This is a genomic window from Clostridium thermopalmarium DSM 5974 (assembly GCF_002995795.1).
Taxonomy (GTDB): domain Bacteria; phylum Bacillota; class Clostridia; order Clostridiales; family Clostridiaceae; genus Clostridium_H; species Clostridium_H thermopalmarium.
Map to the genome: position 1 here is coordinate 41,892 of NZ_PVXN01000053.1, position 14,023 is coordinate 55,914.

The 14,023-nt window shown below is 31.7% G+C and carries 11 protein-coding genes and 1 tRNA gene; 11 read left to right on the forward strand and 1 reads right to left on the reverse strand.

Translation table 11 applies throughout. The features are described 5' to 3' along the window. Positions 1 to 32: 32 nt before the first annotated feature. Positions 33 to 656: a flavodoxin family protein gene (locus tag CPAL_RS09255; RefSeq protein ID WP_106024473.1), complete on the reverse strand. Its 624-nt coding sequence runs from the start codon at positions 654 to 656 to the stop codon at positions 33 to 35. A 205-nt stretch (positions 657 to 861) separates the two neighbouring features. On the opposite strand from CPAL_RS09255, the gene CPAL_RS09260 reads away from it, so the two are divergent. From CPAL_RS09260 to CPAL_RS09310, 11 genes are all read left to right on the forward strand, one after another. Further along, positions 862 to 1,629 (forward strand): recombinase zinc ribbon domain-containing protein, encoded by a 768-nt coding sequence (locus tag CPAL_RS09260; RefSeq protein WP_165815374.1) that lies wholly within the window; start codon positions 862 to 864, stop codon positions 1,627 to 1,629. A gap of 272 nt (positions 1,630 to 1,901) precedes the next feature. Further along, positions 1,902 to 1,998 (forward strand) — tRNA-Sec (locus CPAL_RS09265). 82 nt (positions 1,999 to 2,080) lie between these two features. Beyond that, positions 2,081 to 2,272 carry a hypothetical protein gene (locus tag CPAL_RS09270; protein WP_061857622.1) on the forward strand — a complete coding sequence of 64 codons (192 nt, stop codon included), beginning with the start codon at positions 2,081 to 2,083 and terminating at the stop codon, positions 2,270 to 2,272. Positions 2,273 to 2,375: 103 nt separating this feature from the next. Continuing rightward, positions 2,376 to 3,401, forward strand: a complete 1,026-nt coding sequence (selD, locus tag CPAL_RS09275) for a selenide, water dikinase SelD (RefSeq protein ID WP_082787831.1) — start codon at positions 2,376 to 2,378, stop codon at positions 3,399 to 3,401. 76 nt (positions 3,402 to 3,477) lie between these two features. Next, complete coding sequence (gene selA, locus CPAL_RS09280) at positions 3,478 to 4,878, forward strand: L-seryl-tRNA(Sec) selenium transferase (RefSeq protein WP_242976304.1); 1,401 nt, start codon at positions 3,478 to 3,480, stop codon at positions 4,876 to 4,878. A gap of 2 nt (positions 4,879 to 4,880) precedes the next feature. Continuing rightward, positions 4,881 to 6,800, forward strand: coding sequence for a selenocysteine-specific translation elongation factor (gene selB, locus CPAL_RS09285; RefSeq protein WP_061857619.1), 1,920 nt, complete (start codon positions 4,881 to 4,883; stop codon positions 6,798 to 6,800). A gap of 39 nt (positions 6,801 to 6,839) precedes the next feature. After that, a complete protein-coding gene (locus CPAL_RS14235; protein ID WP_332925335.1) occupies positions 6,840 to 7,139 on the forward strand; it encodes a HesB/IscA family protein in 300 nt (99 codons plus the stop codon). A 348-nt stretch (positions 7,140 to 7,487) separates the two neighbouring features. After that, entirely contained in the window at positions 7,488 to 9,980 is a 2,493-nt protein-coding gene (locus CPAL_RS09295; RefSeq protein ID WP_061857618.1) for an MBL fold metallo-hydrolase, read from the forward strand. Positions 9,981 to 10,014: 34 nt separating this feature from the next. Then, positions 10,015 to 10,818, forward strand: coding sequence for a M55 family metallopeptidase (locus CPAL_RS09300; protein WP_242862604.1), 804 nt, complete (start codon positions 10,015 to 10,017; stop codon positions 10,816 to 10,818). Between the two features lie 395 nt (positions 10,819 to 11,213). Continuing rightward, a complete protein-coding gene (locus CPAL_RS09305) occupies positions 11,214 to 12,248 on the forward strand; it encodes an ABC transporter substrate-binding protein (RefSeq protein WP_061857617.1) in 1,035 nt (344 codons plus the stop codon). 76 nt (positions 12,249 to 12,324) lie between these two features. Then, positions 12,325 to 14,019, forward strand: a complete 1,695-nt coding sequence (locus tag CPAL_RS09310) for an ABC transporter permease (protein WP_061857616.1) — start codon at positions 12,325 to 12,327, stop codon at positions 14,017 to 14,019. Positions 14,020 to 14,023 lie beyond the last annotated feature (4 nt).

Consider the following 14,023-nt stretch of genomic DNA (forward strand, 5'->3'; position numbering starts at 1 on the left):
GCTTTTTATAAAGACTATGTCCTGTATTTTAATTAACGTATAAAATTAGTAGCAACTCTTGGCTCATGTTTTGGAAGAGGAATACCTGCTTTTTTACCTGCTTCTATACATTTTAAAAGCCAAGCCATATTTCTTCCCAAGGTTCTCATTATTTGCATGCCTTCAAGATCTTGTTTTACTTCTTCAGGGGTGTTTCCATGAACCATATTCCAATATTGTGAAGATACGATAGGCATATTTGAAATAGTGAAATATTTATTTAATTGCTCAAAGGCTGCTGTTGCTCCACCGCGGCGGCAGCTTACAACTGCAGCACCAGGCTTATTTTCAAACCCACTTCCAGCATAGAAAAATCTATCTAGGAAAGAGGTTATTTGACCAGATGCACTTGCATAATGAACAGGAGAACCGAAAATAAAACCATCAGCTTCTTTTGCTTTTTCTAAAGCTATATTTACAGTATCATCATCAAATACACATTTACCATTAGTATTAGAGCAGCCACCGCATGCAGTACATCCGCGAATAGGCTTGTTTCCAACGTGAAAAATTTCTGTTTCAATGCCTTCTTTTTCTAATGTGTCTGCCACTTCTCTTAATGCTGTATAAGTACAGCCATGAGGTCTTGGACTTCCGTTAATAAGTAATACCTTCATTGATTTCCCTCCATTTAATTCCATATTAAGTGTCTTTATTAACATTATATCAAAATGTAAATATTTTTACCAAGGAACATAGAATTACAGTTGAAATTTTAATTTTTGATTAAGTTAAATTCTATTTTTTATTAACTTTAGTAGAAACATTCTATCTCATTTAGCATATACATTGTTGTAAGAGAGTAATATGCTGGGGGATGTTATGACTGAGAGGAAAGTTAGAGTAAATTATTACTATGGAAAAGAAGAGTTATACGAAATTATAAAAAAGATAGTAAATAAAAGATTATCAGCAAATGAAAGGGAAGTTGTAGAAGAAAACAGAAGTTCTGAGATCGCTAGGAAAACGTTTAAATATAATTATATATTCTCAGGAATACTTAAATGTCATGAGTGTAACGAAAATATGAGCTATAATAAAAAATATGGTGGATATAATTGCATTAATAGTCAAAGGGGAGAGGGTAAGTGTACAGATCATTTTGTTAAGGAAGAGTATTTATTAGAAATTATAAAAAACAATTTAAAAGTATATATAGATAACAATATCAATATAGAAGAGTTATATAAAATAGAAAATAAAAAAGCTATAACTGCAGATGGCTATAAAAAAGAATTAAACAAGATAAAAAGAGAACTTCAAAAAATAGAAAACCAGGTTGAGTTAATGTACTCTCATGATATTGATGATCCAATAAATAAGAGAAATATTAAAAGCTTAATGAGAGCACTACAGAAAAGACAGCAATTTTTAATTATAAAAAGGAGCTATGTTGAAGGTTTAAAAGAAAGAAATGAAATTGAAGGAAATTTATATTATGAAAGCTATAAGGAAGAAATGGATAAGATGTTGGATTTAGGATATATAGATAAAAATTTTATTGAAAGCTTGGTGGAAAAAATTATAGTATCGGAAGATGAAAATTTGAATGAAAAAAAGATTGATATATATTATAAATTTAAAAATTAGAGACAATGAAGTCAATACATAACTTTTATAAAAAATTGTGTACTGACTTCATTTAATTTTTATAAAAAGCATAAAATCAAAGTTAAGATAAACATGAGTGAAATAGATAAGGTATAAACACAATCTATATGTTGATTTTATTTTCTGAATAATTTAGAATAAGGAATTATAGATTTGAGAAAAATATTCATAAATAAAATATAAGAATAATAAGAAATTGTTTACATATACCCTTGCTAGGTATATAATATGTTATGCGGATTAAATTATATGGGAACGGATGGGTCCTGGTGGATCCCGTGGACTTCAAATCCATAGTCGGGTGGTAAGACCGGCCGAGGTGGGTTCAATTCCTACACGTTCCCGCCATTTTTTATGTGAATGAAAATAGTAATGAAACATAAATATTTTATTTTTTATAGTAGTTACTAGGATGACTTGGGGGGTGTTTTTGGGAGAAATAGTAAAAAATATAATTAGAAATGAACTGTATTTGTTATTTTTCATAGTAATTGAAGAAGTCATCCGCGTATTGATGAAAGCAAGAGATGATTTATCTTTTAGCTTAAATCAAATAATTATAATGGTAGTTATTGTAGCTGTTATATCTGTAATACAACAATTAATAAAAAAGAAACCGTAATGTAGATTAATTTCATGCTAATAATAGATAATTATCTTTTTATTAAGACAATATTTAAGGGGGAAGCGGCGTGAGTGATAAGGAACTAAAAAGACTTACACATATGTCTTCAAAGGCTGGATGAGCAAGTAAATTAGGTCCTAGTGACTTGGCACAAGTTTTGTGTCATTTAGATGATGATAAAGAAAAAGATCCAAACTTGATTGTAGGCTTTGATAAGTCGGATGATGCAGGAGTGTATAAGATTTCCGAAGAATTGGCACTCGTTCAAACCGTTGACTTTTTTACTCCAGTGGTTGATGATCCGTATATGTATGGTCAAATAGCAGCCGCAAACTCTTTAAGTGACGTATATGCTATGGGTGGAAAGCCTCTAACAGCAATGAATATTGCTTGTTTTTCTTGTTCCATAGATTCTAAAATTTTGGCTAAAATACTACAAGGTGGAGCTGATAAGATTAAAGAAGCTGGTGCTGTCTTAGCTGGTGGGCACACTGTAACGGACAATGAAATAAAATATGGGCTATCTGTTACAGGAACCATAGATCCATCAAAAATAATAACAAATTCAGGAGCAAGACCGGGAGATGTTTTAATTCTCACAAAGCCAATTGGAACAGGAATCCTCACAACTGCATTTAAGAGGGACTTAATAAATGAGGGGGAACTTCAACAAGCTGTAAATGTGATGGCAACATTAAATAAAAATGCATCTGAAGCTATGCAAAAAATTGGCGTTAATGCATGTACTGATATAACTGGTTTTGGGCTTTTAGGACACAGTTATGAAATGGCTGAAGGTAGCGGAGTTGAAATTAAAATTTACAGTGAAAAGGTTCCGCTTATGGATAAGGTAATAAAGCTAATTGAAAATAAAGCAGTACCAGGGGGAGCATATTCTAATATTGATTATTTTGGAAAATGGGTTTACTTTGAGGACTCTGTTAAAGAGGATGTTAGAATTGCATTGTTTGATCCTCAAACTTCAGGAGGACTTTTAATTTCTGTATGTAAGGAAAAGTCCCTAGAACTTTTAGAAGATATTAATTCTAAAGGCTATTTAAAAGCAGAGATAATTGGAGAAGTACTACAATCAGGAACTCAAAAAAATATAATCACGGTTATTTGAAAAGTTAGAAGGGGCATAGCCTAAGTGGAGTTATCCATATAGAGGTTATGTCCACTTTTTTAAGGGAGGCATAGTTTTGAGTAATTTCGATAAGCAGCAAGTTTTTAGACAGATACCACCTATAAATATTTTGCTTGATTTACCAGAGGTAAAAAAGCTAATCGAAACTTACGGAAGAGAATTTATAGTAGATACAATTCGATTAGTTGTAGATAATTTTAGAAAAAGTCCTAAGCCCATGTGTAGAGAAGAAATTATTGACTACATCGAAAAAGAACTCGATATATACATTAATGAATTTAATAATATTGGATTAAAAAGAGTTATAAATGCTACAGGAGTTATTTTACATACCAATTTAGGTAGAGCTCCAATGCCTAAGGAAGCGATAAACTTAATTAATGAGGTAAGCAGTGGATATAGCAATCTTGAATTCGACCTTGAAAGTGGAGGAAGAGGTTCAAGGCATTCTCATATCGAGCATATTTTAAAAAGAATTACTGGAGCTGAAAGTGCGGTCATAGTTAATAATAATGCAGCAGCAGTATTCTTATGTCTTAATACTTTGGCAAATAACAGAGAAGTTATAATATCAAGGGGACAGCAGGTTGAAATTGGAGGAAGCTTTAGAATTCCAGATATAATAGCTAGAAGCTCTTGTAAAATGGTAGAGGTAGGAACCACAAATAAAACTAGGTTAAGTGATTATTCTAATGCCATCACCGAAGAAACTTCTATACTATTAAAGGTACATACCAGCAATTATAAGATAACTGGCTTTACAGAGGAGGTACCTCTTCAAGATTTAGTATCTTTAGGTAAACAAAAAAACTTAATTATCATGGAGGATTTAGGAAGTGGAAGTTTATATGATTTATCATTAATAGGCTTACCTTATGAACCTACAGTTCAAGATAGCATAAAAAATGGAGCAGACATAGTAACCTTCAGTGGAGATAAGCTTTTAGGGGGAAGTCAAGCTGGAATAATTGTAGGTAAAAAAGATTTAATTGATAAAATAAAGAAAAATCCTCTAATGCGTATGTTAAGGTGTGATAAACTTACTATTGCTGCTCTCAGTGCTACATTAGAGCTATATATGGATTTAGATAAGGCAGTTCAAAATATACCTACTCTTAAGATGATGGCTTTATCGGAGAAAGAGCTTTTGAGTAAAGCTAATAAGCTTAAAGAGCTTATAAGTGAAAAGTTGGGTAATAAATGTGCAATAGAGGTAATTGATGAGCTGGATGAAGTTGGAGGAGGTTCTCTTCCAGGTGTTACTCTTAATGGAAAAGCAGTTGCATTGACCGCAGAAAATATGAATGTAAATGTTCTTCAAGAAAAACTTAGAAAATCACATATTCCGATTATATGTAGGATAAATAAAGATAGAATTAGCTTAAACGTAAGAACAATACATGACGAAGAATTTGAAATTATTGTTAATACTCTTTGGGGTATAATAGGTGAATAGACATGAAAAATGTTGTAATGGGAACAGCTGGACATATAGATCATGGAAAAACAGCACTTGTTAAAAGGCTGACAGGAATTGATACAGACAGATTAAAAGAGGAAAAGCGAAGAGGAATGACTATTGAGCTCGGCTTTGCACCTTTAACTCTTCCAGAAGGAAAGGTTATTTCTGTAATAGATGTGCCTGGACATGAAAAGTTTATTAAAACCATGGTAGCAGGGGTTACAGGCATAGATTTTGTCATGCTGGTTATAGCTGCTGATGAAGGGATAATGCCTCAGACCAAGGAGCATATTGATATAATATCCCTTTTAAATATAAAATCTGGAGTTGTGGCTCTTACAAAAACAGATTTAGTAGATGAAGAATGGCTCAACATGGTAAGGGAGGATATAAGGGAAAATCTTAAGGATACTCCTCTTAAAGATTATTCAATTATACCTGTATCTTCTGTAAGTGGAGAAGGTATTCAAGACCTTATAAAAGAATTAGAAGTTTTGGCAAAGGAGGCCTCAAAGAAAGAGGCGCAGAATTTATTCAGGATGGCTATAGATAGGGTATTTACTATTACAGGCCATGGAACAGTGATTACAGGGACTATTGCAGGAGGAGAAGTTAAGAAAGGCGATATTATAGAGATATTACCAAAAGGTTTAGAGGCTAGAGTTAGAGGAATACAAGTACATAATAAAAATGTAGATATGGCTGCTTCTGGAGATAGGTGTGCTTTAAACATAGTAGGAATTGAAAAATCGGAAATTGAAAGAGGAAATGTGGCAGCAGAAATTGGACTTATGAAAGCTACTAGGCTTGTTGATGCTGTCCTTTATGGAGTAAAGGATGTTAAGAACATAGTACATAATCAGAGAGTACATGTTCATATAGGAACTAAAGAAGTCCTTGCTAGAATAAGGATTTTAGGCAAAGATGAAATTCTAGGAGGAGATAAAGGTTATGTTCAACTAAGATTTGAAGAACCAGTTGCGGCACTTAGAGGAGATAAATTTATAATACGTTCCTATTCTCCAGAAGTTACTATAGGTGGAGGAACTATAATATTTCATTCAACAAGAAATAGACAAAGATTCTCTGAAGAAAGTATTAAGGAATTAAATATAGGGGAAAAGGGTGCCTTGGAGGAGTTAATAGAGCTTTGTATTAAAGATTCAAAAATGTTTTTAAGCCTTGATGAACTTTTTAGATTAACCCTTGGAAATAAAGAAGAAATAGAGAAGGTACTTAATAATTTAGTATATTATAATAAGATAGTTTATTTAAAGGATGTAGACAAGTATTTAAGCAGAGAGCTGTATTATAAATACATGGATAACATCAATAGCAAGTTTAAAAACTTATATAAGAAATATCCTTTTAGGTTTCAAATAGATAAAGAAGAAATTAAAAGTAAGCTGTTTAATTATTTGGATGTAAAAGAATTTACTGCTTTAATAAATTCATATATTAAAGATGGTATTTTTGAGGTAAATAATAATTTTTTAATTCAAGGAGATAAAGAAGCTATTAAGAAAATTCTTCAAATGCCTGAGACTGAATTAATAGAGAAGGTTATTTTGGAAGATGGACTAGGGGTTAGAAATATTCAAAGATTAAAAGAAACTGTGAATATAGGGGAATATAAGCATGAAGATATTGTGAAGTTTTTAGTACAGATTGGCAAAGTGGTAGATTTAGGAGGAGGGGTTTTACTCCATAAAGATATCTTTAATGAAGTTGTAAAGAAGATAAAAAATATTTTTGATAAGAAAAAAACCCTTTCTGTAGCAGAAATTAGAGATTATCTAGAAACAAGCAGAAAAATAGCTCTAGCACTAATGGAATATTTAGATAGACTAGGAGTCACCATAAGAGAAGGAGATATTAGAAGGCCGGGAATTAATTATATGAAGTATTTTACATAGAAATTGGTTTAATTCTATATTGAAAGGAGGTGAAAATCAATGATAAAAATAACTAAAGCAGCTGTTGAGAAATTCAATGAGTTAAAAGCTGAATTAAATAATCCTGAAAATGCTATGCTTAGAATTGTTTTTGGAGGTTATGGCTGAGGAGGCCCTAGATTAGATTTGACTCTGGATGAGTCAAAAAAAGAAAATGATATTATAGAGGAATCAGAAGGAATAAAAATAGTGTATGATAAGGATCTTGGAGAATTTCTACAGAATTCAACTATAGATTATTCAGACAACTGGTTCCAACGTGGATTTATTATAAGAGGAGGAAACACATCCTGCTGCTAATAATAGAAATAAATTGTGACAATCTCTAATATTAAACATTCCATATGAGATTTGTATTTAGGAAAGATTCACTACGCAAAGAAGCTCTAATGCTAGTTCAATGCTTTCTACAATGCAAATCTCATATTTCAGTTCAATATTAAAAAAATTATTTACATTTATTAAATAATAATGTTTTAGGTTAATAATATGGATTATTAACCACATAAGTAAATTAGAATTATGAATGCTGAAGTATATCACAAGTAATGATTAATGTATAATTTGGTACATACTTTTCTTATATTTTATATTATAATAATTGTATATATCAGGGTAAATAACTAAGGTTAGGAATGATGATATACAATGAAATTAAATTTTTTAGGTGGAGCTGCAGAGATTGGAGCTAGTTCAATACTAGTAAATATGGATGGTAAAAACATACTGCTAGATTGTGGAATAAGGCAGGGAGGGAACAAGGATCCTCTACCAGACTTAAGGACAATACAAGATAAGGGCGGATTAGACGCTATAGTTTTAAGTCATGCCCATATGGATCACATAGGAGCGCTGCCTATTATAAGTAAGGAGTATCCTAATGCAAGGATATATATGAATAATATGACAAAGGACTTAGTAAGAGTTCTTCTGTATGATAGTATAAAACTAATGAATAATAGAGAAGCTGAAATTCCATTATACTCTGAGACAGATGTAGAAAATATGCTGGACAGAGTTTTTACTATAAATTATGAAACTACTTTTGCTATATTGGATGGAATAGAACTTACTTTTTATATGGCAGGTCACATTGCAGGAGCAAGCTGTGTTTATTTGGTTTCCAAAGAAGGAAGCTTGTTTTATTCAGGAGACTTTTCTTTATTCTCTCAAATTTCAGTAGAAGGAGCTAGAATTCCAAAGCTAAGGCCGGATTTAGGAATATTTGAATCAACATATGGAGATAAGCTTCATGGAAACAGAGAAATAGAACAAGAAAGGCTTATAGAAATTGCTCAAGAGTGTATATCAAAGGGTGGAAAAATGCTAATACCTGCCTTTGCTTTAGGAAGGTCTCAAGAAGTTATACTAATGCTAAAAAAAGTTATGAATAAGGGTAAATTAAAGAAAACCAAGATATATGTTGATGGTATGGTTAGGAATATAAATAAAGTATATAAGCAGAATCCATTATATCTTAAAAGTTATTTAGGAAAGAAAATATTAAAGGGTATAGAGCCTTTTTATGATGATAATATAATTCCAATAAAGGATAAGCAGGAGAGAGAAGATATAATTAAAAGCAAAGAAAGCTGTATAATAATATCAAGTTCTGGAATGTTAAGCGGTGGACCAAGTGAACAGTATGCAGAAAATATAGTTTCAGATGAAAAGGGATATATAGTGTTTACTGGATATCAAGATGAAGAATCTCCAGGTAGAAAGCTATTGGATTTAATTGAAAATCCTGAGGAAGAGAAAACTATTGAATTAAATGGGAAAATTATACCTGTTAGAGCCATAGTAAAAAGAGTTGGGCTTTCAGCACATAGTGATAAAGATGAGATTAAGGCGCTTATAGCTGCACTTTCTCCAAGGCATAGTTTTCTTGTTCATGGGGAAGAAATGATAATCTCATCTTTAGCAAAAGAAATTGCTAAGGATATAAGAACATTGGTATACACTCCTAAAAGTGGAGATGAATTTGATATAGATATAAAAAATCCTAGAAAGCAATTAAGAAAAGAATTAAAGTATAAGTTAAACAAAAAAGAAGCTTTTGAAGCAGAGTTTCAAGAGGAACTCTGGAACTTTATAAGACAGAACTATGGAGATAGGGCGTTTGCAATAGAAGATATAATATTCATTTGGTATGGAAAAGAAGGCAATTCAAAAGAAGAAATTCAAAGGTTTCAAGATATATTGTTAAATTCAATATACTTCAAACAGGATTTAAGAAGGTTTTTTATGTATAGAGTATGTAGTCTTGAAGATGTGGAAAAAGAATTGGCACCTAAGGAACTAAAACAAAATGAAGTGCTGGACTTAGTAGAGAAATATTTTAAAGAATATGATTATAGAAAAGCAGGATTAAAGCTTGATGAGAAAAAGGTTATTTTAAACTTTGATTTTCCAAGGGCAGTAGATAAATCTATATATGCTCGCATGGAGGACTTCACAAAGGAAACCAGCTGGGATATAGAAATCAATGAAAGAAGTAACACTAATGCAGCAGAAGCTTTGATAAGAAACATTTTTGGGGCTATGAATATAAAAAAGATATCTTTTCATCTTTTAGATGATAAATACATAATAAAAGCAGATAAACCTGCATATAATTTGGAAGAGATATGCGCTAGATTTAAGTATTTAACAGGTTTGGATATAGATTTTATTTTTGATGAAGCGGGAAAAGAAGATAAAGGCTGTGAAGAAGAGATATGGGTTAGCAATTCTGATAAAAAAATGGAGCAAAATAAAGCCTTACAATACATAGACAAATTCTTCTGTGATAAAGAATTTAAGCCCTACAAAAAGAGTGTAAAACTTCCTAACTCTATAGAACTTTGCTTTATATCTCCCAATATAGGTTTAAAGTATAAGGAAGATTTAAAGGAGTTATCTTTACAGATAGGATGGAATGTTTCTATAGCTAGATCTGTTAATCAAAATGAAGTTATAAAGACTGCTCTTCAATTGTGCTTACAAAATGAAATTAAATTAAGAAAAAATCCATCTTTTAATCCAGTAAATCTTCAAGTTACGCTAAAGCTGGATATGGATTCTGTTGATTTAGATAAACTGAATAAAATTAAGAAAATATTTGATTATAACACAGGGTGCAGCTTAAATTGGCAATGAGCTGAACTTTAAGATAAAAACAAGGAGGGGCTTAATGATGAAAATATATATTAGTGCTGATATTGAAGGAACAACAGGAATAACAAGCTGGGATGAGACTGAAAAAGATAAGGAAAGTTATGCTAGATTTCAGGAGCAAATGAATAGGGAAGTAAAGGCTGCTTGCGATGGGGCAATAAAAGCTGGAGCTAAGGAAATATGGATTAATGATGCTCATGACAGTGGAAGAAACTTAAATCCTAGGTTACTTCCTAAAAACATAAAAATAATAAGAGGGTGGGCAGGACATCCTTTTTCCATGGTACAGGAGTTAGACAGCAGTTTTGATGCAGTTTTATTTACAGGATATCATTCTCATGGAGGTTCTAGAAGTAATCCTCTAGCTCACACTATGAATCCATATGATGTAGATTATATAAAAATCAATGGAGAGTATGCTAGTGAATTTACTCTTCATGCTTATGCAGCAGCCTATGTTGGTGTACCTTCTGTATTTATAAGCGGAGATAAAGGGCTTTGTGAAGATGCAAAAAGACTTAATCCCAATATTAGAACAGTAGGAGTAAATGAAGGAAGGGGAGCTTCTACCATAAGTATTCATCCAGATTTAGCTGTTGAAATGATAGAAAAAGAAGTAGAGGAGGCTCTAAAAGGGGATTTAAGCCTTTGCAAAATTCAACTTCCTAAAGAATTCAATTTAGAAATAGGATATGTATCTCACACAAAAGCTCATAGATTCTCATTTTACCCAGGAGCAAAACTAGTATCTTCTAAAGTTGTGGCATTTACTTCGGAAGACTACTTTGAAATTTTAAGGACAATATTATTCCTTACATAGCAGTTTAATATTGAACATTCCAATGGAACCTCTTCTTTTAATTTTTACTTAATAATTAGTATTATTAATAATTTATATTATTGTATTAGTATTTTTTGAATGTCATATGTGTCATATTAGAAAAGCCATCATTATCGCATCTAATGCGACAATGATGGCTTTTCTAATATGACAGGTAAATGAAGAGGTGAATGCGTTAAAGTGCTATGTTCTAAATTTTTACCTCAATGTTTAAAATTATGTTCATTATTTATTAACAACTGTAATTTTAAATTATAATTGTAATGGATAGATAAAGGTTATTATTTGCTGTTAACGTATTCATATAATTTTATATAAAGTGAATACGTTGGCAATAATAATAACTATAAAAGAAAATAAATAGGAGGATATTTATGATTAAGAAAAGATTGTTAGCTATGACTCTAAGTGCTCTTATGGTAGGCTCAATGCTTGTTGGATGTGGTAGTAAAAAAGAAGAAGCAAGCGACACTAGTAAAGATTTAAAATTAACTATTTACTGTGGACTTATGGAAGACCATATGGTAAAAGCAGTAGCAGAATTTGAAAAAGAGACTGGCATAAAGACAGAAGCTGTTAGAATGAGCTCAGGAGAAATACTTACAAGAATAAAAGCTGAAAAAGAAAATCCTAAAGCATCTGTGTGGTTTGGAGGTCCTGCTGATGGATTTATTCAAGGGGTACAAGATGGAGTAATAGAACCATACATTTCACCAAATGCAAAAGATATACCAGATAAATTTAAAGATAAAGATGGATATTGGACAGGAATATATGTAGGATATCTTGGATTTGTATCAAATCAAAAGCTTTTAAATGAAAAAGGCGTACAAGTTCCAACTAGCTGGGATGACTTGTTAAAACCAGAATTCAAGGGTCAAGTTTCTATGGCTAATCCAGGTTCATCAGGGACGGCTTACACTACACTTGCTACAGTTGTTCAACTTATGGGAGAAGAAAAAGGTCTTGAATATATGAAGAAACTTAATGGTCAAATAAGAACTTATCAAAAATCAGGAACAGCTCCAGCAAGAATTGCAGGACAAGGAGAAGCTATGGTAGGAATTACATTCCTTCACGATGCTATAAAGTATAAAGAAGAAGGAATGAAGGATATAGTTATTTCAGCTCCAAAAGAAGGAACTGGTTACGAAATCGGTGCAGTTGCTTTGATTAAGGGCGGTCCAGATCAAGAAGCTGCAAAGAAATTTATCGATTGGTGTTTAACTAAAGAAGCTCAAGAACTTGGTCAAACTGCAGGTTCTTATCAATTCTTAACAAATCCAAATGCTAAAACACCAGAACAAGCTGAACAGATAAAAGATACTAAACTTATAGACTACGATTTAGATTGGGCAGGAAAGAATAAATCAAAACTTATAGAAAAGTGGAATAATGCAATAAAATAATTTGTTGTATCCAAGACCAGATAATAATCTGGTCTTGGATTTAAATATGTAAAATGATGCTGAAGGGAGTGTAGATATGGGGCTAAATAAGCAAAAAAGCAGGCTGAAGAGCGACATTGTAGATATGAAAAAAATATGGCGCGATCCAGTGCTTTTAGTCACAATAATATTTGTTCTTTTATCACTGTTAATTTTCATACTATATCCACTATACGCTGTTTTAAAAGTAAGTTTTATAGGAAATGACGGATTTACCTTAGATGCATATATAACTACACTTAAAAGTTTGGAATTTAGAAAAACTTTAGCTAACACTTTAATACTCGGCATTACAGTTGGGTTATTATCAACTATTATAGGATTTATTTTTGCGTATGCTGATTCATATATAAAAACACATTTTAAGAAATTATTTAAATTGGTTTCAATACTTCCAATTATATCTCCACCTTTTGTACTTGCTCTTTCAAGTATAATGCTGTTTGGGCAGTATGGACTTATAACAAGAAGAATATTTGGAATTGAAGATGCAAATATATATGGGTTTAAAGGTCTTGTATTAGTTCAAACTATGACATTTTTCCCAGTTGCTTATTTACTTCTTACAGGTTTATTAAAGAATATAGATCCTTCTTTAGAAGAAGCTTCTAGAGATATGGGAGCATCTAGATGGAAGACTTTTACCACAGTAACTCTTCCACTTATGGCACCTGGTCTTGCTAACTCATTCTTACTAACCTTTATAGAAACTGTTGCGGATTTTTCAAATCCTATGGTTATAGGAGGAAATTTTAGCACACTTGCAACTCAAATATATATGCAAGCTATAGGAAATTATGATATGCAAGGTGGAGCAACAGTAGCTGTTATACTATTGGTATTATCCATATTATTATTTGTGCTTGAAAAATACTGGATAGAAAGAAAGACTTATGTAACTGTTACTGGGAAAGCATCAAGAGAGAGAACTCCAATTACTGAGAAGAAAATTGTTTATCCAATAGATTTAATATGCCTTTTAATAACTGTATTTGTTTTAAGTTTTTATGTATTAATACCAATAAGTGCGTTCTTTAATGTTGCAGGAGTAGATTATACTCTAACTACTAAACATTTTAAATATGTTTGGGAACTAGGTTTTAAAGCAGTAAAAGATACTACTCTATTATCAGCTATAGCAACACCAATAACAGGTGTGTTAGGTATGGTTATTGCTTTCTTAATTGTAAGAAAAAAATTCTTCGGAAGAGGTTTTATAGAATTTACGTCACTACTTGCAATGGCTGTTCCTGGAACAGTTATAGGTATAGGATATGTATCAGCTTATAATACTAAACCTTTAGTTTTAACAGGTACAGCAGCTATTATTATAATATCCTTCGTTATGAGAAGTGTGCCAGTTGGAGTGCGTTCTGGGGTAGCTTCACTTCAGCAAATAGACCCTTCTATAGAAGAAGCAGCTTCAGATTTAGGAGCAAGCAGCACAAAGGTATTTACTTCTATTACTCTTCCACTTATAAAAAATGCATTTTTCAGTGGACTTGTATATACCTTTGTTAGAAGTATGACTGCGGTAAGTGCTGTAATATTCCTTGTATCAGCCAGATACAGTCTTCTTACAGTGCAAATATTATCACAGGTTGATACAGGAAGATTTGGTGTAGCATCGGCTTACTCAACAATACTTATAATAATCGTATATATAGCTATTTCTATATTATACTTTGTACTAGGCAAATTAGGAGTAAGCAAGGAAGAAATCGAAATATAAAAAT